The organism is Bacteroides sp. MSSM.1001136sp1_RTP21357st2_D2_RTP21359_211015 (assembly GCF_040913205.1).
In the GTDB taxonomy this organism is placed as follows: Bacteria; Bacteroidota; Bacteroidia; order Bacteroidales; family Bacteroidaceae; genus Bacteroides; species Bacteroides ovatus.
On sequence record NZ_JBDFVF010000044.1, the window covers coordinates 1 to 19,801 of the forward strand.

General features: G+C 41.5%; 15 protein-coding genes. 8 read left to right on the plus strand and 7 right to left on the minus strand.

Annotated features, from left to right (window positions below; translation table 11 throughout):
- Window positions 1–155 precede the first annotated feature (155 nt).
- On the plus strand, window positions 156–1,121 hold the full coding sequence (locus AB5217_RS21990; protein ID WP_004348227.1) for an extended-spectrum class A beta-lactamase CfxA3: 966 nt from the start codon (window positions 156–158) through the stop codon (window positions 1,119–1,121).
- Between the two features lie 92 nt (window positions 1,122–1,213).
- Here the strand turns inward: AB5217_RS21990 and AB5217_RS21995 are convergent, their stop codons facing one another.
- The 7 genes from AB5217_RS21995 to tnpA form a co-directional block, all read right to left on the minus strand.
- A complete protein-coding gene (locus AB5217_RS21995; protein WP_004292734.1) occupies window positions 1,214–2,617 on the minus strand; it encodes a hypothetical protein in 1,404 nt (467 codons plus the stop codon).
- A 282-nt stretch (window positions 2,618–2,899) separates the two neighbouring features.
- Window positions 2,900–4,015 (minus strand): DUF6371 domain-containing protein, encoded by a 1,116-nt coding sequence (locus AB5217_RS22000; RefSeq protein WP_004292742.1) that lies wholly within the window; start codon window positions 4,013–4,015, stop codon window positions 2,900–2,902.
- A gap of 3 nt (window positions 4,016–4,018) precedes the next feature.
- A complete protein-coding gene (locus tag AB5217_RS22005) occupies window positions 4,019–5,116 on the minus strand; it encodes an AAA family ATPase (RefSeq protein ID WP_004348225.1) in 1,098 nt (365 codons plus the stop codon).
- A 5-nt stretch (window positions 5,117–5,121) separates the two neighbouring features.
- Window positions 5,122–5,496 carry an excisionase family DNA-binding protein gene (locus tag AB5217_RS22010; protein ID WP_004338328.1) on the minus strand — a complete coding sequence of 125 codons (375 nt, stop codon included), beginning with the start codon at window positions 5,494–5,496 and terminating at the stop codon, window positions 5,122–5,124.
- Between the two features lie 199 nt (window positions 5,497–5,695).
- Window positions 5,696–6,553, minus strand: a complete 858-nt coding sequence (gene tnpC, locus AB5217_RS22015; RefSeq protein WP_004339687.1) for a transposon Tn4555 protein TnpC — start codon at window positions 6,551–6,553, stop codon at window positions 5,696–5,698.
- Window positions 6,554–6,800: 247 nt separating this feature from the next.
- Window positions 6,801–7,919, minus strand: coding sequence for a tyrosine-type recombinase/integrase (locus AB5217_RS22020; protein WP_004338318.1), 1,119 nt, complete (start codon window positions 7,917–7,919; stop codon window positions 6,801–6,803).
- A gap of 141 nt (window positions 7,920–8,060) precedes the next feature.
- Entirely contained in the window at window positions 8,061–8,996 is a 936-nt protein-coding gene (gene tnpA / locus AB5217_RS22025) for a transposon Tn4555 protein TnpA (RefSeq protein ID WP_004292844.1), read from the minus strand.
- A 408-nt stretch (window positions 8,997–9,404) separates the two neighbouring features.
- Between tnpA and AB5217_RS22030 the strand changes: the two genes are divergently transcribed.
- From AB5217_RS22030 to AB5217_RS22060, 7 genes are all read left to right on the plus strand, one after another.
- A complete protein-coding gene (locus AB5217_RS22030; RefSeq protein WP_368112639.1) occupies window positions 9,405–10,544 on the plus strand; it encodes a RagB/SusD family nutrient uptake outer membrane protein in 1,140 nt (379 codons plus the stop codon).
- A 22-nt stretch (window positions 10,545–10,566) separates the two neighbouring features.
- Window positions 10,567–11,691, plus strand: coding sequence for a sialidase family protein (locus tag AB5217_RS22035; RefSeq protein WP_229115795.1), 1,125 nt, complete (start codon window positions 10,567–10,569; stop codon window positions 11,689–11,691).
- Window positions 11,692–11,989: 298 nt separating this feature from the next.
- On the plus strand, window positions 11,990–13,561 hold the full coding sequence (locus tag AB5217_RS22040) for a PKD domain-containing protein (protein ID WP_004326615.1): 1,572 nt from the start codon (window positions 11,990–11,992) through the stop codon (window positions 13,559–13,561).
- 62 nt (window positions 13,562–13,623) lie between these two features.
- A complete protein-coding gene (locus AB5217_RS22045) occupies window positions 13,624–15,705 on the plus strand; it encodes a beta-glucosidase (RefSeq protein ID WP_032845399.1) in 2,082 nt (693 codons plus the stop codon).
- A 191-nt stretch (window positions 15,706–15,896) separates the two neighbouring features.
- Complete coding sequence (locus tag AB5217_RS22050; RefSeq protein ID WP_004300596.1) at window positions 15,897–16,442, plus strand: DUF2500 family protein; 546 nt, start codon at window positions 15,897–15,899, stop codon at window positions 16,440–16,442.
- Window positions 16,443–16,462: 20 nt separating this feature from the next.
- A complete protein-coding gene (locus AB5217_RS22055; protein WP_004300595.1) occupies window positions 16,463–17,053 on the plus strand; it encodes a sugar O-acetyltransferase in 591 nt (196 codons plus the stop codon).
- Between the two features lie 233 nt (window positions 17,054–17,286).
- Complete coding sequence (locus AB5217_RS22060; RefSeq protein ID WP_042994176.1) at window positions 17,287–19,764, plus strand: TonB-dependent receptor; 2,478 nt, start codon at window positions 17,287–17,289, stop codon at window positions 19,762–19,764.
- Window positions 19,765–19,801: the final 37 nt, after the last annotated feature.

The following is a 19,801-nucleotide window of genomic DNA, read 5'->3' on the forward strand; positions in this document are numbered from 1 at the left end:
TTAGTGTTTCCGAACCGACTTTTGCCGGTTTTATTGTTTAACTTTTAATTTTTCGGTAAAAATTTACCGAAGTATTGACATATTTTTCCGTAAAGTTATGTACCTTTGTCGGCAAATAAAGATATTCTCGTCAAACAAATATAAATAATATAAACATGGAAAAAAACAGAAAAAAACAAATCGTAGTTTTGAGTATAGCTTTAGTTTGCATTTTCATCTTGGTATTTTCATTGTTCCATAAATCAGCGACAAAAGATAGCGCAAATCCTCCTTTAACAAATGTTTTGACTGATAGCATTTCTCAAATTGTCTCAGCTTGTCCTGGCGAAATTGGTGTGGCGGTTATTGTTAATAACAGAGATACGGTTAAGGTCAATAATAAGAGTGTTTATCCTATGATGAGTGTGTTTAAGGTTCATCAGGCATTAGCTCTTTGTAATGACTTTGACAATAAAGGAATTTCACTTGATACCTTAGTAAATATAAATAGGGATAAACTTGACCCAAAGACTTGGAGTCCTATGCTGAAAGATTATTCAGGGCCAGTCATATCATTGACAGTGAGAGATTTGCTGCGTTATACTCTTACTCAGAGTGACAACAATGCAAGCAACCTTATGTTTAAGGATATGGTTAATGTCGCTCAAACAGATAGTTTTATAGCCACACTCATTCCTCGTTCAAGTTTTCAGATAGCTTATACGGAAGAGGAAATGTCGGCTGACCATAACAAGGCTTACTCTAACTATACATCTCCTCTTGGTGCTGCAATGTTGATGAATCGTTTGTTTACTGAAGGTCTTATCGATGATGAGAAACAAAGTTTCATTAAGAATACGTTAAAAGAATGCAAAACAGGTGTAGATAGGATAGCAGCTCCACTTCTTGATAAAGAAGGGGTTGTTATAGCGCATAAGACAGGTTCAGGTGATGTTAATGAAAATGGTGTTCTTGCAGCTCACAATGATGTTGCCTATATATGTCTGCCTAATAATATCAGTTATACCTTAGCGGTATTTGTTAAGGATTTCAAGGGAAATGAATCACAAGCGTCACAATATGTTGCGCATATATCAGCTGTAGTATATTCTTTATTAATGCAAACTTCAGTAAAATCTTAAACTGCACTTGCTTTGATAATTAATGATAAACAATCTAAAAGCACTCTAATCGTTATCGGAGTGCTTTTAGATTACTAATCAAATTGCTTCTATTATAATTTGAATCCTCTACTTTTTCTTTCTTCCTGTTGCGGCACTCTTGCTCCATATCTAAGCCTGTGCCATTGCTCCCTGAACCAGTCGGCAATCGGCTTCCTGTTTATTGTCAGGTTCAGCCTGCTTTCATCGTCAGGGTCATTTTCCACCCTTAAAATATCATCCTTTATATCAAAGTTCCGCCTGTGTTGCTCGGAATAGATTTTACCGCTACATTTCAGGGCTTCTTTTTTGACTATAAGACTTTCAGTCATTTCTTTAGAGAATCCCAGCATGGCACAAAACTTTTCCATGCGCAGCATTTCCCTGAACATCGGAAACCACCTGAAAGCCTTGTCTATGATTCTGGCGAGCCGTGACAGTTCTTTTTCTTTCATGTCAAGTTCCTGCCTGTGCATTTCTCTGAGATTGTGGATTTGCGTATCATGCTGTTTCTGCATCTGCTGTACTTGGCTCTGCAATTTTTCAATATTGGTGTTCCGTTTTGAAACTTCGTCTTGCAGTTTTTCGTTGGCACGTTCCAGTTCTTTCAGTTTTCCACTCCCGAAAAGAGAAGCAACTCCACTAGTTATGGCTGTCGCTGCCGTGGTGGCTGTCTTCTTTAACTTGTCAGTGCGTATTTCTGATTTCACCTGTTTCAGTTCCTGCTCGGCAAGATTTATCTGTTCTTCTTTGTGCCGTTTGGCTGCATCCATGCGTTGCAGTTCAGCTTTCTGCTTCTCAATGATAAAGTCGTTCCGTTCCAGATGCTCCTTACCAGTGACAGCCTTTGACTGCCCGCGTTCCATCAGCAGGATGTCGGATGCAAGGGTCTGCATCTGCATCATGTCATCGTCATTGAGCTTTCGGCTCTTTCCTGTTTCGTGGTTCATCCAGTCGAAAACGATATGGGCATGATAGTTCGGCTTGAACCATCTGTCCCCGACTTTGAAGCTTTCCCTGTCTTCCGCTTCCGGCTGACCGTTCAGCCAATGCCCTTCATCCTTGTGCAGGAAGATTTGCAGCGGTGTGATTCCCCAGCGTCTTTGACACTCCTCACCGAATTTACGCACGTCTGCCAGTGTGGTGTCCGACCTGACAAGCAGCACTCCTTCACGTATGGGGGAGCATCCCGCAATCTTGACTATTTTACCGTTCTTGCCTTTGCGTTCACGCTCCTTTTCCTGCATGGCACGTCCGGTCTTTTCCTTTACCATCTGTCTGATATTGTCATAATGCATCCGCAAATCCGGACTGCCGAAGTCGGGATTTATCCACTGTTCGTTATCGGTGGATAGTTCAGGAACGACATAGATTCTGGACTCTCCGATGTGGCGCATGTATTCGGCAGTCCTCCTGTTGTGAGCCTCGCTCGATGCGATGTTGCAGGGCTTGATATGTATGCTTGATTTTGTTGCCATAGATACTTGTTTTTTGGTTTGTACTTTATTGTTTGCTTTTCCGCTGTCCGTAAACGCATGGGGTTCTTAGGGGTGCAACCCATAAGCGGAGATTGCAAAGAGAGGGTCACTCTTTGCTCTGGGTTCTCAGGGGAGAAACGCCCTGAGTGGGTCATTAGGGTAAAACCCTAATCCCCTCGGGAGAGCCCACAACTACGTAAGCGGAGCGTGTAGTTATAGTGGGCTATATCAATGGCAAGCCATTGTCTGCAAACTCCAGCCTACGGCTTCCGCTCTCCTCCGTCAGGGAGGTTTTTCATCATCGTTGCCGATTGGAGATGCACCGACCAGCACAAGGTCTAAATCGTCTATCAGTTTTTGCAGGACGGGATTCTTCTCTATCATCCGCTGGAGGATTCTCTCAGCCTCGACCAAGTGGTTGGCTGTACTCATCACCTTGCCCTCCCGTATCTGAAAGATAATCCAATCGGCTATGTCGATATGGGCTTCTTTTTGTTTCGGGGTGGCATTCCTTTCGATGATGTCCGAAACCACCACCTTACAAAAGTACATGCTCTCGGCTCGCTGTTTCCACTCGGCATAAGCATCGGCATCGGGAAAGAGAAGCACGGTTCGCCCTGACAGTACACGGAGTTTCTCTTCTCTCATCTGACTCTTACCACCCGTAGCCAGCCATACATAATCGGGGAAGATAGCAGAACCGATAACGGCACTCTTCTCGGATTCCACCAAGACCACCACCTTGTCGGGATGCGTTTTCAACAAGTGTTCCCCGAAAAGGCATTGGGATAGTTGCCAATCCTCTGCCAACACACGCTGCTTTTTCAATATGCTGTGTATCCAGTTCACTGCCGATGTCTGTCCTCCCTTGATACGGTGTCCGTCTTCGGGATTGTACTGCATCACCTTTCCCGTGCGTACCTTGCCCGTCCTGTCTATCTGCCAAAAGATAACAGAGCCGTCACGGGTAGCCCCCAAACGGTATTCCTCCAACAACCGCTTCAACACCTCTTTCGCCTTGTCGCCATAGTAGGAAGTAAGGAGTGTGAAGAGGAAACGGAAGAAATTGCTACGCTCGCTTTGCGACTTCTCCACATAGTGAGGGGGAATATAGCCGATGGCTGTCGGCTTACTTTGCTGCTTCACTTTCTTCTGCTCTGCTCTTTGCCTGTCAAAAGAGAAATCATTGGTAGTTCTGTGTTCAGGATGCTCTTGAAAATACTCTTTCGGAGTGTAGTGATACCCACAACCGCTTTCGTGGTTACATCTGCCGACCGATGGATGCAACGGCACATTATTTTCGTCCACGTAATAGACGAAAGAATGCCTGTCTCCGCATTTGGGGCAGGTATGCCGTGTTGCCGTTCCTTTATACTTCTGTAATGAATAATTGCCCATAGCTTAGTCCGTTTTTGATGGTTGATTGTCGGCTGTCCCATCCTGTCCCATTGTCCCACACTCTAAGGGTTGGGACAGTGGGACACTTGGGACACCTGCGTTTTTACTCTCTTTGCTGCGCTGGATGATACGGTTTACGGTGGACTTGCCACAATTCACCTGTGAGGCTATCTCCCTGACGGACTTGCCCGATTGGGAGAGTTGCAGAATTTGGCAATCCCTTTGGCTTGATTCATTGTCGCCCAATTTTTTCAAGTGTTCCTTTTCCGTGGAATAGCCCCTGAACACGAACTGCAAGAAAGCATCCACCTTGTCAATCTCGTAAACGATTACATTATCCGCATCATGAGAGAACGTGCCATAGCGCACTTTAAGCTGCTTCACATAGCGAAGCCCTCCGTCTTGGGCACTTTTTCCAATGGTGAACACGCTGTCAAAGAAATTGTAGAGCCGTTTGCTTCCGGCAAGGTCGTTGGATGTGATGGGACAATCCAAAGAGCGTTTGGGCGTATGTGCTAGGACAAGGATAGAGAGCGCATATCTCTTTTTGAGATTGTTCAGCTGAATCATCAGCCGTCCTGCGGCATCGCCTTTCTCCATGGCGCAACACAGGTAGGTAAGATTGTCAATGATGAAAATCTTGCAGTCGGTCTGCACAGCCATCTGTTCAATGCCGCCTATGATAGCTTCCTCAAAGTTGGCATCCAAAAGCTGGTTGCAGTCAATAGACACCCGATAGAGTTTGTCGGGAAAGGTGTAGAGCTCTCCATGCTCGTTGGTATAGCGGAGCTGGAACTGCTTTTCGGACAGTTCAAAGTCCAGATACAGCACATTGTCGGTTCGGGCGATGCGGTCGGCTATCTGCACGGCAAGGATGGACTTGCCCACGTTGGAATCGGCAAACAAGCAGGAGAGTTCCCCCTCGTACCAAAAGCTGTCCCACAGCGCACGGGGCGTAGGCAATAACGATGCTTCAAGAATGGTTTGGTTTGCCGTCTTGATATTCATCATGCCTACACTGTCGGGCATACCGTTATGCGCTTGGGATGCTTTTGTGAGGTCGCCACGTATCAGGTTGATATAGTTCTTATCCTCTTCCATATCATTCACCAGTTACGTGGGTTGGGCTTGCGACGGTGGGAAGAGGATAAGGACTTGTTCAGTTCCTCGTCTGACAACGGTATGGGATTCTTTCGGGCGGTTTCCAGCCACTTGTCCAGTTCGTCACGGTAAAGGCAATAGCGTTTGCCGGGCTTGGTGGCAGGGATTGTCCCTTCTGACAGTTTCATGTAGAGCGTACCCTTAGGGATACCTAAATACTCTGCTGCCTCGTCCACAGACATGGGCACGTGGGTGTCCACCGTTTTGGCATTGTTCACACTGCGCTGCTCGGCGAGCAGGCTTTTCAGGCTCATCACTTCGTCTCGAAGCTGAGCGACAACCTCGGGGAGGTCGTTGAAGGTAAGAATTGATTTTTCCATTCGCGTACTCGTCTCTTTTGTAAGACTTGGCGCAAAGGACTGAAATGATATATCCGTGAATATCTCCACGACACGTCATTGCAAAATAATTCCCGAATAATTAAGCCCAGCCATAAATGACGGGTAAAATTACTCGGGAAACGATGTAAAACAGGCGGTTATGAGTTACCGGATGGTTGTCGTTGGTGTCGTGATTATCCTAATTCCGCACATAATCCTCGGGATAGTGGAAATCAAGTTTGCCGTTTTCGGGTTCATCAATGGGAATTTCCGTCTTTAACGGCTCTACCTTGAAATTCTTGATGGTTGATAAGTCTGTATCAGCAAACGATTTCGGGAAAAGGGCTTTGATGAACTTGGCACGGTTATCCCCATTGTAGTATCTCTTGTACAGGAAACGCTCAGAGATATTCCATACGAAGTGACGGAGTGGAATGTTGTTGATGTCTTTGGTAAACGGTCTTTGTATGGGCTTCGGGGTATAAGTGTTAAGATTCATCCATTTGTCCACCTCAGTACAGATGTGGTTCACGGTTTCTTGGTCGGCAATGCGAGGCAGGTAATAATGGCAATACTCCATGACCATGCGGATGCGCTCTTCCTTTTCCCGTTGCTCTCTGCTTGCGTAATTGGCACGGTTCTTTTCGTGAAGATCCGGGGCGATAGTAAGCTCTATCGGTTGTGTTTGGATAAGTGTCTCTTCTTTTGTCGGGGATGATTCGGGTACAGGCTCAGGGACTGATGTAGGTCCAGGCACAGATGTGGCTTCTTCAAGTGTATTTTGTGACAGTTCTTCCTGCACCTCTATGGCTTCGGCAATCGTTTCTTTCTTGCCGAACTTGATTTTGTAGATTTCGTATGTATCAAAGATAAGTGTCTGAAAGGAGAGATAGAGCAACCATCCCAACAGGTTACAGCATACGAATACTATCCACCTGACAAAGTTGTCTTGGTTGAAGCTGTCCGCTATTACCAGCGTGGCAATGGAAGATATTAGGACGATGGCGAAGCCGACAAAGCCCAAGATGATGTATTTGTCCTTGATTGATGATTCCATATTTCGTTGAGAGATTGAATGTTCCTGTATTATTTTGTGCAAAGTTAATGCTATTTTTCCCAATTACTGCCCGTTATTTGCGGTTAGAACGGTCTTTTTCAATGTATTTCACGAAATGTCATCATATCATACTCTGTTTCATACTCTGAGGGGCTTATAAATGGTGGCATCAAGCCAAAAACATAGAGGGGCGATTATAGCCTTGTAGCCATAACCGCCCCTCTGAATACCTGTCAATGTGAGACATTTATGCCTCCTTGCGCTTCAAGGTTATCTTGTCCACCACCTGACACATCTGCTGCGCTGCTATCTTGGAATAGATTTGTGTGGTGGTAATGTTCTTATGTCCGAGATAGGCTTGGATGACAGCCATGTCCGTTCCCATTTCCACGTGCAGGCTTCCGAAGCTGTGGCGGGTACAGTGAAAGGTGATTTTCTTGGTTATCCCTGCTGCCGTGAGCCACCGTTGGAGTGGTCCTTGCAGCATCTTGTCCTTGAAATCCTCAAAGATAAGTCCCTCGCCCCGTTCTCCCAGCAGTCCATAGGCTTCATCACTGATGGGGTTATGCACTATTTCTTTGGTTTTCTGCATACGGGTGGTAACGAACATCCTGCCGTTGGTGTATGGTTGTATCTGCTGCCACGTGAGCTGTCTGATGTCGCTCTTTCTCAGTCCCGTAAGACAGGCGAAAAGAAAAGCTTTTTTCAAGACCTCCTCCTCACAGGGTGTTTCGGCAAGCCGTATCAGTTCCTCTTGGCTCAAATGCTCCCTGATGGTGGGAATGCACTCGATGCGGTCTAAGAAGCCGTTTGGGTTCTCCTTTATCTTCCTGTCACGGTAAGCGGTGTGCAGCACGGCACGGAAAGTTGACCAATAGCCTGCTGCGGAGTTGATGTGCAGCTTTTGGTTGGTGTGGATGGATTGGGGTGCATCAAGCAGGTATTCCATGAACTTGCGGCACAAATCCACATCCACCTCCTCAAAGGTGCATTTGCCGTTCACGAACCGCTGGAAATGCTTGTATACGTGCTGCCACTTGATATTCTTGCGGTCAGCCAGTCCTTTGAAATAGGCAAGGAAATCGCCCTTCATCTTGGTCTTGTCAAAAAAGCCGTTGTTTTCATTGAAAATGGCTTCGTAGCGCTGGTTGCGCAGGATGACCGCTTTCTTCATCATGCGTGCGTTGAAGTCCCGTTCCTGCTGGTTTGCAGGTTTGGCGAAGATGTAAATTCCTAAGGCTTCACGTGTAATCACTCTCATGGTGACATTGTCACGGTAGCCGGGATAGTAGTCAAGGCATAGTGAATACTGTGTCCCGTTCTTAATCTTGCGCTTACGCAAGGTAACTGTTTTGCATTTACTCATAATAATTATGTTTTAATTGGTTGTATACATTTTGGAGTTGTATCCATGTTTCCGATGGCAAAGGAACAACGTGAAATATCCGTGAATACCTCCACGATACATCATTTTGAAATAATTTTCGATAATCCCGATTTTTCACGGTTATTTGTTCCTTTCAGCCATGACACGCTCCACATCTGAGCGCAAAAGCAGGTTTTTCACACCCACCTTTATCTTTTCGATGTGCTTCACCTTGACGATATGGCAGATGTTGGCTGACGAAAGACCATAGATTTGCTGCACCTGCTCAACGGTATAGTAGCGTTCATCGTTCACAAGGTCAGTTCTGCGGAGTTCGTTCAAATGTGATTTGGAGTAATAGGTACGCCCGTACTCTCTTTTAGTGGGTATCTTATGGCGATAGGTGTAGGCACGGAGTGCGGTCGGCTTCATGCCGAACAGTTCCTCCACCTCCTCGGTCAGTAGCCAGTCGGTAATTTCGCTAATATCAACTGCCACACCGAAAAACTCGTCAATATGCTTCTTGCTGTAATAGTTCTTTCCTGCGATACGGCAGATGGGGATATGGTTACGCTTGGCGGAAGTGTAAAGCCATGACTGCTTTACCTTAAAAAGGGACATCACCTCCTCGCCCGAATAGAAGTCCAACACTTCTTCGCTTTCCTTTTCCCTTTTTTCTCTTTTGGCAGGTAAGGAAGATGAAGATGATTTCCTTGGTGTGGAGGTGTTGCCGGGCAGGATGCGGTGATAGGGATTGCCCTCCAACATCTGCTCGATGTCGGCTCTGCGGATGAATGCCATGCGGTTGCTGATGCGTGAGGCTTTCAGCTTGCCGATGGCTACAAGTTTGTAAATGTACTGTCGGGAACAGCCCATGAGGATGGCTGCTTTGGAAAAGGTGAGATACTCCTGATGCTGTATCTCCATCAAGGGTTGGGCGACTTTGAAGAGGTTGTTCTTCTGCATCACTCTGGCTCGTTTGGCTTCTGCCTGACAAGCCTCACTGCAATATCTTTGCATACCGCTTCGGGTTACAAAGGACTTGCCGCAAAAACTGCATTTTCTGGTTGCTTTCATACCGTTTTATCGTTTAATGGTTCATTTCTTCAATCCTATATCTCTGAAATGGTAAACGGATGTGAACGGAAGTCAACCATTGTCGCTTTTCTACACAGTGTGACTGTTTCCGCATATCGGGGCGGTTATTGTCGCTTGTCGTAAACGGTTGTAAACCCTTGTCAACTGTCTGCACGGTGTGACAAAAAACAAGCCCCGCAAATTCTCCACGTCAGAAATACGTCTCAAAAATATGTGGAAATTTGGGAAGCGACAAATGGCAACCGAAAAGTGTTAAATTTTAGAATATGCTGGTAATTAAAGATTTACACTCGGATATTTCTGATTAGTTTTGGTTGTTCTATGGTTATAAATACACAAAACGGATATGGTTGGTCAAGTTATTATTCGGTAATTCAGCATTGTAATATGTTATTAAAGTATACTCCTGGAATAAGTTTTGGAGTGGAATCTGATAAAAACAGGCTGTTGGCAGAAGCATATTGCATAAGGGGATATATGTATTTCTGTGTAGCTCGTATATGGGGAGATGCTCCTATAGAACTGGAACCGACAGAAAGTTCCAATAAGCCTAAATTAGCAAGGGAGCCGGCAGAGCAAGTTTTAGAACGGGCTCTAAGTGATGTGAATGCAGCAATCAATCTCTTCCCGGAAGAAAGTTATACGAATGGAAAAGGAAGAGCCTCAAAACCGGCATGTTATGCACTGAAAGCCGATATTTTGTTATGGAAAGCGAAAGTCTTGAATGGTTCTGAGCAGGATTTGAAAGATGTTATCACTTATGCTGATTTAGCAAGTAAAGGTCTTTCTTTTGAAGACAATTTTGCCGATATTTATGGTACTAAATATGGAAAAGAAGTGATATGGACTATTCACTTTGAGATTTATGAAAAGGAAGCCCAATATAGTCAAAGTTTGAAGCCAAGAGATGTATTTGTGGAAAAGGCAGTAAATAAAGATGAAATACCTTATGCAAAAGGTGGGGCTCGCAGTACTTATGCACCAAGCTCTTTTTTAATAGATCTTTTTAATGCTAATCCCACTGATATTAGAACAAAAGAGTCTTTTATAATAGCTAAGGATGCGGGAGGAAATGAGATCGGTATTTTCGATAATAAGATGAAGGGGACAAAAACAGAAGGTGATCGTACCTATGATTCGGATATTATCATTTATCGACTTGCAGAGATGTATTTGTTCAAGGCCGAAGCTTATGCAGCATTGAATCAGACACCGCAGGCTATCATTGAGTTAAATAAAGTCAGGGATCGTGCTAAGATAGGTATTTATAATGGAAGTACGGATAAAAAAGTAGTGGAAAAGGAGATTCTGAATGAGCGTGCAAGAGAATTATATCTTGAAAGGAAAAGATGGCCTGATCTTCTCAGATTCCATTTTGGTGGAACAATAGATGTCTATCAGGAAGTTCCGAACTTGAAAAAGAAAGCTATTGATAATATTATTATTCCATTATATCTCGCAATTCCACTAAGTGATATGAATATTAATCCTAATCTGAAACAAACCCAAGGATATGAAAACTTATAAGATTCTGACATGTATATTTCTTATGACGAGCCTATTCACACAGGCTTGTCAAAAAGATGATGATTCACAAGATACTCCGGTTCCACCTTCACCTGAAGAGGAAGTTCCAGCATCCCAATTCGATTATGTCTATAGTCAGGGAGTAGACGGATATGAAGTCTATAGAATACCTGCTATTGTTAAGACGCAGAGTAATACCTTATTGGCATTTGCAGAGGCTAGAAAAGCTAGAAGTAATGGAGACAGTGGAGATATAGATCTTGTTGTTAAGCGTTCGTCTGATAATGGAAAAACATGGAGTAAACAAATAATGATATGGGATGATGGGCAGAATACTTGTGGAAATCCTGTTCCGATTGTTGATGATAAAGGTAGAATACATTTGTTAATGACATGGAATTATCAAACAGATAAGTGGGGAACAATAACCAATGGAACCGGAGAAAACACTCGGCGTCCGTATTATACCTATTCGGATGATGACGGTGTCACTTGGGCATCTCCTGTTGAGATAACTTCTGCTGTGAAAAAAGAAAAATGGGATTGGTACGCTACTGGACCTTGTCATGGTATTCAAATTCAGAAAGGGACCAATAGGGGACGTTTAATTGCTCCAAACTATTTTACTACTAGGGAAAATGGAAAAGTAAAAAGTTATTCGCATATTATTTATTCTGATGATTACGGAAAGACATGGAAACCAGGTGAACCAACTCCGGTTAGTGGTGTTGGCGAATGTTCTGTTGCTGAAATAGGAGAGGGAACTTTAATGTTGAATATGAGAGCGGATGAAGGATTCTACCGAAAAAATAGTATTAGTCAGGATGGTGGTATAACGTGGTCTAATCCTCAAGCTAGCAACGATCAAATAGATTGTAAATGTCAGGGTAGTATACTATCAATAGGACAATCTGTTTTTCTCTCAAATGCAGCTTCTGCTACAGAACGTATTAATATGACTATTAAGAAAAGCTCTGATGGTGGAAAAAGTTGGAAAGGGCAATATATTGTGTATGAAGGAAACTCTGGTTATTCGGATTTGGTTGAACTCTCTGATTCACAGATTGCTCTTATATATGAAGGTGGAGAAAAAAGATATACAGATGGATTGGCTTTTAAAGTTGTCAGTATAAAATCGATACAATGAATTGGTGTCAATACATATTGTTCAGACTGTTTTTATTTTCCTGTTCTGATGTGCAGGAGAATACAGATATAAGTTTAACACGCATAAATATGAGTATAAAGAAAAGTGCGGATAATGGTAAAACATGGTCGGCAGGATATGTCGTATATAGTGGGGCTTCGCCTATTCTGATATCGTAATGTTCTCTGATAATGAAATAGGAATTTTATATGAAAATGGCAGCTCAAAGCTATACGAAAAGATTAGTTTTGAGAGAATTAGAATTAATAAAATACAATGAATTTAATATATCACTGATATGAAAAGAAAAGTTTTATATTTATTACAGTGTGTCGTTATGATAGTATTGTCTGCTTGTTCTGAAGATGATTTGCAATCATTACAGGCAGCATTTGAATCGAATGTTCAGGAAGTCACAATGGGTGAAAGTGTCACTTTCAAAGATGCTTCTACCGGTGAACCGACTAAGTGGAACTGGCATTTTGATGGAGGAGAACCGGAGACTTCGGTCTTATTCAGTCCTAGTGTTGTGTACAATAAACCTGGAGTTTATTCTGTCATTTTGTCTGTTGGACGAGGAAGCAATGTTAATGAAATTGTGAAAGAACAATATATTACTGTCAACTACCCATCTCAGATAACAGCCAACTTCTCTGCAGATAAGACTACTGCAACAAATGAAGATATTATATCTTTCAAAGATTTATCTAAAGGCTATCCTAATGAATGGTTGTGGAGTTTTACTCCTAAAGAAGGTGGAGAAATTATTACTTCAACAGAACAAAATCCACAAATGATGTTCTCTCCGGGAATTTATACGGTTAAATTAGTGGCAAAAAATCCGAAAGCATCTTCTGATAAAGTAATGGTGGATTATATCACTGTTATTGATAAGAATGCGATTGCCGCAGATTTTGGAGCACAATGCCGGAATACATATGCCGGAGGATATATTCACTTTTTAGATAAAACATTGGGAATGGTGGAAGACTGGAAATGGACTTTTGAAGGAGGTAATCCTTCTGTTTCAACAGATCAGAATCCTGTGGTGCAGTATGTAAATCCTGGAAAATATAAAGTGACGTTAACGGCCAAAAACTCGGTGAACAGTTCCGTAAAAGAGAAAGAAGGATACGTATATGTCATTTCTGCAGAAAAACTAGTGTTATATTTACCATTCGATGGTGATAATAAAGATATAGGTCCCAATCAATTGAACCCTGAAGAACTTATAGGAGGAACTGGGGCAAATGTCTATAATGCTCCGGCACGTTTTTCTGGCGAAAGTGCTGAATGTAGATTCGCTGCTCATTTCCAGGGAGATAAAGAAAATTATTCAATATTGTCTATTCCTGAAGAAGGGTTAAAGAGCCACTATACGGAGAGTGAGTTTACTGTTGCATTCTGGGTGAAGACTTCAAATATGACTGGAAAGAATGCTATATTCCATCAAGGTGTTGGTCCTGGTGCTACATATACTGATCCTGTCCCAAGACAAAGTTGGTTCAGACTTGATACTAGTGGTAAAACTGTTGTGTTCTGCGTAGAATATAAAGGTAAGGCTGGAAACTGGGCTGAATATGAAGGAAAACGGATGGATGATGGTGAATGGCATCATTATGTTTGTGTTTATCAAAAAGTTGATGGCAAAAGGGATAGTTATCTTTATATAGACGGAGAAAAAGTTATTGAAAAGAAAGGGGTTATTGACAAAGTAGTTGATAATTGGCCATATTACATTGGTTGTAATTATCGCTTTACTAATGGAGCATTTGCCCCTGAAAACTTTTTAAATGGTTATCTGGATGATTTTATTTTGTACGAAAGAATATTATCAGAAAGTGAAATAAAAGAATTATATAATAATTAAATATTAATAGGTAGAACTTCTCTATTATAAAGAGGAGTTCTACATTAAAGAGTTTTCATAATATGAAAAAAATTATCTCACTTGTTTTTATGTTTATTAGTTGCATTGGGATATATGCTCAACAAATAATGGACGCAACTGCGGCATATAAAAAGGCGAATGACTTATTGGAACGATTGACGATAGAAGAGAAGGCACTTATGGTCAGAGGATATAATAAATTCTTTATTAAAGGATTCGAAGAGAAAGGGATACTTCCCATTTACTTGTCGGATGCAACACAAGGAGTAAATATCCGAAATAATTTGCCTGATCCTAATGTGGTGAAACAATTGGAACGCTCAACAGCTTTTCCTTCTCCTATATTGTTAGCCTCTACATTTTCTCCAGATCTATCTTACCAATATGCAAAAGCTATTGGTGAGGAATGTAGAGCCGGAGGTATCGAAGTTTTGTTGGGTCCTGGATTAAATATTTATCGACAATCTCAATGTGCAAGAAACTTTGAATATTTTGGAGAAGATCCTTATTTAGTATCTCAAATGGTAAGTCAATATGTAACGGGACTTCAAAGTACAGGCACAGCGGCTTGTTTGAAGCATTTCTATGGGAACAACACCGAATTTTATCGTAAACGGAGTAATTCTATCATTAGCGAACGAGCTATGAATGAAATCTATTTACCTGGTTTTAAGGCAGGAATAGATGCAGGTGCTATGTCTGTAATGACCTCGTATAACCAAATTGATGGAGAGTGGACTGGGCAAAGTTCATATGTTATTAAGAATATTCTTAGAGAAAAATTGGGATTTAAATGGTTGGTAATGAGTGATTGGAATTCGGTGTGGAATTTGGAGAAAGTTATTAAATCAGGACAGAATTTGGAGATGCCTGGTTCATATAATTTTGGAGAATCTGTGTTGGGTTTATACCATCAGAAAAAAATCACAGAAAAAGATTTAGATGATATGGTGCGTCCTATTTTGGCTACTTGTATTGCAATGGGATTTTATGATAGGTCCAAATATGACTTGTCTTTGCTTGATAAGTATCAGGAGCATGAAAAAATTGCACGACAAGTGGCAGAAGAAGGAATTGTTTTACTTAAAAACAGAGATAATATTTTGCCACTTGATCCAACAAAGAATAGAAAAATATTATTGACAGGTAAGTTTATATATGAAATACCTCGTGGCTATGGAGCTGCAGAAGTAATCGGCTACAATAATGTAAGTCTGATTGAAGCATTACAGAGAGCTTTTGGCAGAACAGTGTATTATATAGAAAAGCCTACTGTAGCTGATATAAAAGAGGCTGACATCGTTTTGCTAAGTATGGGTACGCGAGATAAAGAAGCAATAGAACGTCCATTTGCTTTGCCAAAAGAAGATGAATCATTAATGCGATATGTCACTAAAAATAATCCTAATACTATTGCTATCCTCAATACGGGATCAGCTATTGATATGTCTGCATGGAATGATCGATTGGCGGGTTTGATTTACGGGTGGTATGGAGGACAATCGGGTTTTGAAGCACTTACAGATATTATCACAGGTAAGGTAACTCCTTCTGGTAAGTTACCAATGACTATAGAAAAAACATTTGAGGACTCACCAGCATGGGGATACTTACCTAAAGGGGCGTCACTCTATAATGAACTTAAAAATGAGCATCTTATCAATGTGTATGATGTGAATTATGGAGAAAGTGTATTAGTGGGATATAGATGGTATGATACAAAAAATATAGAACCACTTTATCCTTTTGGGTATGGGCTTTCTTATACAACTTTTACATTGACTAAACCACGTTTGTCATCTAAAAAAATGAATGACCAAATGATAAGATGTTCGGTGACTATTACAAATACAGGAAGTCAGAAAGGAGCTGAAGTGATACAGCTATATCTCAAAGAAAATCAACCATCTGTGTTGCGTCCCGAGAAAGAACTGAAAAGGTTTAAGAAGATATTTTTAAATTCAGGAGAGAATCAAACTGTAGAATTTGAAATAACGCCAGAGGATTTGGCTTTCTGGGATGATGAAACGCATGATTGGAAAGTGAATTCCGGTCAATATTCTATTTTATTAGGAACATCCTCCAGACATATTAGTCATATTCTTTCTTTCACAAAAGAATGATTGTATAGCTGTCATTTTATTAGGAGATACAATAAGCATGAATTTCAGTTATGATGGAAAATCAAAAGGTCTTGATATATCGGCAAAAGGCTTTTGATTAATCATGAATTAGTAGGTTGAATCAAGTATTTTTCTTAATAATCAGTGTTTTCAGTAGCTTATTTTTATATTTGCGTATAAATGAAAGAAATATGATGAAAACTCTATTTATTAGGATACTTCGCTTTTTGATGCTTCTGATATTTATTGCTTCGTGTGGCATTGGATATGTTATCTACGAAGATACACTGACTGCCTGGTGGATACCTCTTGGAATGGCGCTTTTGATTGCTCTTGTTACTATCCCATTCTATAAGAAATGGATATGGCTGACAACCATGGATGGTAAAGTAATTAATTGTTTGTGTCATCTGGCTTGCATCGGTGCCATCAGTTATGTCTTGTTTCTTGGCGGTAATTATTGGTTTGCCGATCCTGCTTCCACACACGAAGAAACAGTGATGGTACAGAAAAAATATGTGGAAACACATAAGAAGACCCGTAGAGTAGGCAGGCATCGTTATGTTTCGGATGGCATACGTAAGGAATACTATTTGCAGGTAGCTTTTGAGAATGGAGCTGTGGAAGAGCTGCATGTGTCACTTTCCACTTATAATAAGGCCAAGGCAGGTGCATCGAAGATACTGACTTTACAAAAAGGCTTTTTCGGATTACCGGTGATTACAAAAGGACTTTAATCAATCATTATGATATAGATATGGAAAATAGAGAATTGTATGAAAGAATGCTGTCGGGGACTATGTATAATGATTTGTCTACAGAACTGGTTCAGAGAAGAGAACAAGTCGTTTTTCTGACTAATGATTATAACTCTACTTATGGAAAACCCAAAGAGGTTCGTGAAGCATTATTACGCAATTTGTTGAAAGGCATTGGGGAGAATGTTCACTTCGAACCCAATTTCCGGTGTGAGTTTGGATTTAATATCACTATAGGAAACAACTTCTTTGCTAATTTTGATTGCATCATGTTGGATGGGAATCTTATTACAATAGGGGATAATGTATTGTTGGGGCCACGTGTAGGATTGTACACAGCAAATCATGCACTTGATGCCCGGGAACGCATTATGGGAGGTTGCTATGCACATCCGATTGTAATAGAGGATAATGTCTGGATTGGTGCAGGCGTTCATATTATGGGTGGTGTTACCATTGGGAGAAATTCGGTAATCGGAGCAGGAAGTGTAGTGACTAAGGATGTGCCGGAAAATGTAATCGCTGCAGGAGTGCCATGTAAAGTAATTCGGGAGATCACGGATAAAGATAAGACCGACTTTTTAGGGTAGGTTGGCGTGTGCTATTAAAAAAAGTCACATCACTTTTAGAGGATATAAATCGTTCTGAAAGTGATGTGTCTTTTAAAAAGAGGTTCTTCTTTAAGTGAAATTCCATAGTTCGGACGATTTTTCGTCTTATCAATTTTGTGTTTTGTCTACAAACGGGATGTATTCGTCTCATTTCAAAAATCGGCAATCTTCTATACTCTATCTTCGTGACGAAATAAAAACAGAATAAAATCATGAAGATGAATAAAACTAGATTATTAGAAAAAATATCTATTCAGTCGGGTATCTCCGCAGATGAATGCAGCACAGTACTCAAAACCTTTGAAAGAGTTCTTGGTGAAGAGTTAACCCGAAAAACACATCGTTATGGCGGGTGGATACTTTTGTTGGTTGCTTTGTTGGTATCCGCAGTGGCTTTTAGTCAGACACCGCAGAGAAAAGGCCCGCCGGTACAGACAATCCGGGGAATGGTTATTGACGGGGATTCAAAACACCCGATACCGTATGCAACGGTGAGATTATCCGAAAAAGAGGGAACTGGTACGATAACAGACAGTCTCGGTCGTTTCAGCATACCACAGGTTCCTGTTGGACGGCATACGGTAGAGGCAGCCTTTATGGGATATGAACCGGGTATTTTCAGAGAGATACTGGTAACTTCCGCCAAAGAGGTTTATTTGGAAATTCCTTTGAAAGAAAGTGTAAACGAACTCAATGAAGTAGTGATTCGTGCCAGGACCAATAAAGAGGAAGCGATGAATAAGATGGCTACTACTGGAGCCCGTATGTTGAGTGTGGAAGAAGCGAGCCGCTATGCCGGAGGTTTTGACGACCCTGCCCGTTTGGTATCTTCCTTTGCCGGAGTGGCCCCCAGTGTATCTTCCAATGGAATATCCATTCATGGCAATGCTCCCCATCTGTTGCAGTGGCGATTGGAAGACGTTGAAATTCCGAACCCGAATCACTTTGCGGATATTGCCACATTGGGTGGAGGGATACTTTCATCTCTTAGTTCGCAGGTATTGGGTAATTCCGATTTCTTTACCGGAGCTTTTCCGGCAGAATATGGAAATGCGGTATCTGGTGTGTTTGATATGAAATTGCGTAATGGAAATAACCAGAAGAATGAGAATACGCTTCAAGTGGGCATCATGGGAATTGATGTAGCTTCCGAAGGACCGTTAAGCAAGAAGCACAAAGCATCCTATATTTTCAATTATCGGTATTCCACAACAGGACTTCTGAACTTGGAGGGCGGAAAGATGGACTATCAGGACTTGAACTTCAAACTGAATTTCCCGACACAGAAAGCAGGAACATTCTCTGTCTGGGGAACCAGCCTGATTGATAAATTCGGCAGTGATTTTGAAAAGAATACGGATAAATGGGAATATATGAGCGACCGTAGCGAATCAAAAGACAAACAGTATATGGCTGCCGGAGGTATCAGCCACCGTTATTTCTTCAACAATGACGCATCACTGAAAACCACTATTGCCGGTACTTATTCGCAATTGGACGGTGGAGCAACCATGTTTAACCACTCTTTGGAATCCACCCCCTACATGGATCTTAACTCAAAACATACTAACTTAATACTAACTTCGACTTTTAACCGTAAATTCAGTAACCGTTTTACTAATAAGACAGGATTTACGTATAATGCCATGTTCTATCAAATGAATCTTGCCATTGCTCCTTATGAAGCCGAATCACTGGAAACCGTATCTCAAGGAAAAGGTAATACGAGTCTGATATCTGCCTACAATAGTTCTTCTGTAGGATTGACGGAACGCTGGACGCTCAATGCCGGTATTTACGGGCAATTTCTGACTCTGAATAATAAATGGTCTGTTGAACCCCGTATTGGTTTGAAATGGCAAGCTACTCCGAAAGCAACTTTTGCACTGGCTTATGGTATGTACAGTCGCATGGAGAAAATGGACGTCTATTTTGTGAAAACGAAAAGTACAGGAGACAAATCCGTCAACAAGGAACTCGATTTCACCAAAGCGAAGCACGTCATGTTATCTTTTGGATACAAAATATCCGATCGCATGAATCTGAAAATAGAACCTTATATCCAATTTCTCCATGATGTGCCTGTGATGGCTGACAGCTCTTATTCCGTACTCAACCGTTCTGATTTCTATGTGGAAGACGCATTGGTTAATAAAGGAAGAGGACGCAACATCGGTATTGACATCACTTTAGAACGTTTCCTGGAAAAAGGACTCTATTACATGATTTCCGGTTCTCTTTTCGATTCCCGCTACCGGGGCGGAGACGGTGTGTGGTACAATACGAAGTTTAATCGGAATTATGTCATCAACGGACTGATTGGAAAGGAATGGATGCTGGGACGTAACAGACAGAATATTCTTAGCATCAATCTGAAATTGACCTTACAAGGAGGTGACCGGTATTCTCCGATTGACAGGGAAGCAACGATGAATCATCCTGATAAAGAGGTACAGTATGACGAAACGAAAGCATTTTCTAAACAGTATTCTCCCATGCTTATCGGCAACTATACCGTGAGTTACCGCATCAACAAGAAGAAAGTCTCTCATGAGTTTGCAGTGAAAGGACTTAATTTTACCGGTGCGAAAGAACACTATGGACATGAATATAATGTGAAAACTGGAAAAATTGATGTTAGTGACGGTTCTACAACATTGACAAATGTGAGTTATAAACTTGAATTTTAAATAACCGATATAGAAGTCCAACCGGAAAAATGTTTTA

Excerpts from the sequence above, each read along its gene's own strand:
- AB5217_RS21990 (WP_004348227.1), top strand. The coding sequence starts at position 156 with ATGGAAAAAAACAGAAAAAAACAAATCGTAGTTTTGAGTATAGCTTTA.
- AB5217_RS21995 (WP_004292734.1), bottom strand. The coding sequence starts at position 2,617 with ATGGCAACAAAATCAAGCATACATATCAAGCCCTGCAACATCGCATCG.
- AB5217_RS22000 (WP_004292742.1), bottom strand. The coding sequence starts at position 4,015 with ATGGGCAATTATTCATTACAGAAGTATAAAGGAACGGCAACACGGCAT.
- AB5217_RS22005 (WP_004348225.1), bottom strand. The coding sequence starts at position 5,116 with ATGGAAGAGGATAAGAACTATATCAACCTGATACGTGGCGACCTCACA.
- AB5217_RS22010 (WP_004338328.1), bottom strand. The coding sequence starts at position 5,496 with ATGGAAAAATCAATTCTTACCTTCAACGACCTCCCCGAGGTTGTCGCT.
- tnpC (WP_004339687.1), bottom strand. The coding sequence starts at position 6,553 with ATGGAATCATCAATCAAGGACAAATACATCATCTTGGGCTTTGTCGGC.
- AB5217_RS22020 (WP_004338318.1), bottom strand. The coding sequence starts at position 7,919 with ATGAGTAAATGCAAAACAGTTACCTTGCGTAAGCGCAAGATTAAGAAC.
- tnpA (WP_004292844.1), bottom strand. The coding sequence starts at position 8,996 with ATGAAAGCAACCAGAAAATGCAGTTTTTGCGGCAAGTCCTTTGTAACC.
- AB5217_RS22030 (WP_368112639.1), top strand. The coding sequence starts at position 9,405 with ATGTTATTAAAGTATACTCCTGGAATAAGTTTTGGAGTGGAATCTGAT.
- AB5217_RS22035 (WP_229115795.1), top strand. The coding sequence starts at position 10,567 with ATGACGAGCCTATTCACACAGGCTTGTCAAAAAGATGATGATTCACAA.
- AB5217_RS22040 (WP_004326615.1), top strand. The coding sequence starts at position 11,990 with ATGAAAAGAAAAGTTTTATATTTATTACAGTGTGTCGTTATGATAGTA.
- AB5217_RS22045 (WP_032845399.1), top strand. The coding sequence starts at position 13,624 with ATGAAAAAAATTATCTCACTTGTTTTTATGTTTATTAGTTGCATTGGG.
- AB5217_RS22050 (WP_004300596.1), top strand. The coding sequence starts at position 15,897 with ATGATGAAAACTCTATTTATTAGGATACTTCGCTTTTTGATGCTTCTG.
- AB5217_RS22055 (WP_004300595.1), top strand. The coding sequence starts at position 16,463 with ATGGAAAATAGAGAATTGTATGAAAGAATGCTGTCGGGGACTATGTAT.
- AB5217_RS22060 (WP_042994176.1), top strand. The coding sequence starts at position 17,287 with ATGAAGATGAATAAAACTAGATTATTAGAAAAAATATCTATTCAGTCG.